This is a genomic window from Ilumatobacter sp., assembly GCF_049588435.1.
In the GTDB taxonomy this organism is placed as follows: Bacteria; Actinomycetota; Acidimicrobiia; order Acidimicrobiales; family Ilumatobacteraceae; genus Ilumatobacter_A.
The window spans coordinates 1-3,087 of sequence record NZ_JBAVYV010000013.1 but is presented as its reverse complement, the minus strand read 5'-3'; the positions used below and the strand labels follow the sequence as shown (position 1 = coordinate 3,087).

General features: G+C 64.6%; 3 protein-coding genes and 1 pseudogene. 2 read left to right on the top strand and 2 right to left on the bottom strand.

Annotated elements, in window-relative coordinates:
* Positions 1–298 (top strand): annotated as a pseudogene (locus tag WBV89_RS00400) (class I SAM-dependent methyltransferase); the annotation flags it as partial.
* A gap of 29 nt (positions 299–327) precedes the next feature.
* On the opposite strand, the gene WBV89_RS00395 reads toward WBV89_RS00400, so the two are convergent.
* Both WBV89_RS00395 and rffA read right to left on the bottom strand, forming a co-directional pair.
* The gene (locus WBV89_RS00395; protein WP_423979368.1) at positions 328–1,059 is read right to left on the bottom strand and encodes a GNAT family N-acetyltransferase; all 732 of its coding nucleotides are present in this window, start codon (positions 1,057–1,059) and stop codon (positions 328–330) included.
* Positions 1,056–2,195, bottom strand: a complete 1,140-nt coding sequence (gene rffA, locus WBV89_RS00390) for a dTDP-4-amino-4,6-dideoxygalactose transaminase (protein ID WP_423979367.1) — start codon at positions 2,193–2,195, stop codon at positions 1,056–1,058. The genes WBV89_RS00395 and rffA overlap by 4 nt, the downstream gene beginning before the upstream one ends.
* Positions 2,196–2,245: 50 nt before the next feature.
* On the opposite strand from rffA, the gene WBV89_RS00385 reads away from it, so the two are divergent.
* Positions 2,246–3,087 (top strand): glycosyltransferase family 2 protein (locus tag WBV89_RS00385; protein WP_423979366.1); only part of this gene is annotated, 842 nt, incomplete at its 3' end.

Sequence of the window (3,087 nt, the reverse complement as noted above, 5' to 3'; positions counted from 1 at the left end):
GGTGATGGCCATCGGCGTGTTCCACCACATGGACAACGACACGGTGAATGATGCCCTGGCCACGGCACGAACGGCCCTTCGATCCGGTGGCCGATTCGTTTCGATCGATCCGACGTTCACGGATGATCAGCATCGTGTGGCCAAGTGGCTCATCGAGCGCGACCGCGGCTGCCACGTCCGCCGACCCGACGTACTCGCCGCCCTGGTGGATGATCATTTCCCGACGGCCACGACCTCAGTCCGCGACGACCTGCTCCGCACGCCCTACACCCACGTCATCGTGCACGCACCAGCCTGACACGCAGGCGGACCAAGCCCGCCGGCCGGTCAGGTGACCAGTTCGGCCCTTAGGAGGTGCTGGGTCGCAATCGTCTTCGCCGGGACGAAGCCCATCCTGGCCCAGGCGCGCATCACATTGACGTTGTGCGACTGTGTGGAGATCAGCACCCGGCTGTGCCCCTGCGCGACTGCACGCTCGACGACCGACTCGATGAGCACTCGATAGAGCCCTTGACCCTGGGCGGAGCTCCGCATACCGGCCAACCTGACTTCGGGACGATCGGCCAACCAGTCAATGAGCGCAACGCCGACACCCTCGCCCCCCTGGTCTCTCAGGAGTAACGCTGCGCCGTCGGCGGCGGCCAGATGACCCGCCCACTCACAGTACCCCTCCAGTGCAGCGCTGCGATCAAGCAACGGGTTTGCGCTGTAGTGGTTCCGGTAGCTCGCAAAGGAGTCTCGAACGACATCGGTGACCTCGTCGCCACTCGGCTGGTCATCGACGCTCCAACCGGGGGGCACCACCGCCTCCGCTCCCGCTCCCTGCCACTCCCAGTAGCAGAGGTGGTCGGCGGTGAAACTGATGAATCCTGGTAGCTCGCTCAATTCGAACGCAACCGTGACCGCTTCGGCGGGGTATCGGAGCACCACGAGGTCGAAGGGAACCGCCGCCGTCGCCAGGACCGCTGCATCCACGTTGCCGTCGATGTCGCAACGGCCGACTCGGAGGCCGAACCGCGCAGAATCAGTCCTGGACTCCACCACCGACACCGAGTTCATGGCGCCAACGCGTCGAGAAGCGCTTCGACGACTCGCTCGACGTCGCCGTCGGTCATGTCGTTGTAGAACGGCAGCCGCAGGAGACGTGCGCTCACATCGTCGGTCACGGGGCAGTGTTGAGGGCCTTCGGAGAACGCGATTCCGGCTGGGGACGAGTGCAACGGCACGTAGTGGAATGTCGGGTGTACGCCAACGCTGCGCATGCCCGCGATCACGGCGCCGCGGTCCGAATCCGGGTCGAGCACGACGTAGAACATGTGATCAGCCGGAGTGGCCGTCACCGGCTCGTCGGGCAGGATGAGCCCGAAATCGGCAGCGATCGGCTCCAAGAGCGCCCGATATCGCTCGACCAGGCGGCGTCGCGATCGCCGCACGAGGTCAGCCGCCTCGAGCTGCGCCGTGAGGAACGCCGCCAGGATGTCACTGAGCCCGAAGGAAGAGCCGAGTCCCTGCCAGGTGTACTTGTCGACAGCACCGTCGAGAAAGGCCTGTCGGTTCGTCCCCTTGTCGAGCAGCACATGGGCACGTTCGACGTCATCGACCTCGTTGAGCACGAGTGCTCCGCCCTCGCCGCAGATGAAGTTCTTCGTCTCGTGGAAACTCAGCGTCGACATGCGGCCGAACGTGCCCAATGCCTGGCCGCGATGCGTCGCGAAGAGGCCGTGGGCGTTGTCTTCGATCAACGCAATCCCTCGCGACTCGCACAGTGGCACGATGCAATCGAGGTCGCACGGCACGCCTGCGTAGTGCACGACCACCACTGCGCGCACGGTGTCGTCGATCAGTTCCTCGAGGTGGTCGGGATCGATACCGAGCGTCTGGCGCTCGATGTCACAGAATCGCAGCTGTGCGCGCTCGCGTGCGAACGCGAGCGCCGTCGAGGTGAACGTGAACGACGGTGCGATCACTGTGTCCCCCGGCCCGACATCGATGAGCATCGCTGCCATCTCGAGGGCGTCGGTGCACGACGTCGTCAGCAACACGTCCTCGGAATGGTGCACGCATTGCAGCAGGTCTCGTGCGCGTCGGGTGAACGAGCCGCTGCTCGCGGTGTGGCCGGACGCCACCGCTTCGGCCATGAGCTCGAGTTCTCGGCCCGCCAGACACGGGCGATTGAATGGAATCGGCTGATTCATGCGCATTGGTACAGTACCGCTGCGATGGCACCAGTGAGGCTGACGGAGACGTGAACGAGGACGATCGCGGATACTCCGATGTCGGAATCTCGGCTTCAATGATCTCTCGACAACTCGGGCTTTCGGTGGTCATCCCGGCCTATGGGTCGTCGAGCACGCTCCGTGATTTGTGTGGCCAGCTCTTGGACGAGGTCGGCCCCCGCGTGAATGCAATCGAGATCATCATCGTCGACGACGGAAGTGGCGACGGTACGTGGGATTCGATTCGAGCACTCGCAGCTGAACACGTCGAAGTCCGAGGCGTCCAGTTACTGCGGAACTACGGCCAACACAACGCTCTCCTCGCCGGTCTCCGTCTGGCGCGTTTCGACCTGGTGCTCACCATCGACGACGACTTGCAGCATCCACCGAGAGAGGTCGCCCGGTTGCTCGACGCGCTGACCGCCGATCTCGATCTGGTGTACGGGCGGCCGACGCAGGAGCGTCAAGGCGCCATGCGCAATCTTGCATCGAAGGTGTCCAAGCGGATGATGGCAATCGGCCTCGGACCCGAGGTGCATCCGCGCTCGGGAGCGTTCCGGTTGTTCCGACGTGATCTGGTGGCTGCCGCCGATGACGTGCACGACCCGTCGATCTCGATCGACGTGCTGCTCAGCTGGGCGACGAACCGAATCGACGACGTCGAGGTCACCTACGACGAGCGGGCGGGCGGCCGATCCGGCTACACCGCTCGCACGCTTCTCCGGCACGCGGCGAACATGATCACCGGGTACAGCACCCGTCCGCTCCGGTGGGTGAGCGCGTTCGGGTTCCTGTGCGCGATGTTCGGATTCGCGCTCCTCGGCTACATCCTGGTCAGGTACCTGATCGACGGAAGCGAGGTGGCCGGCTT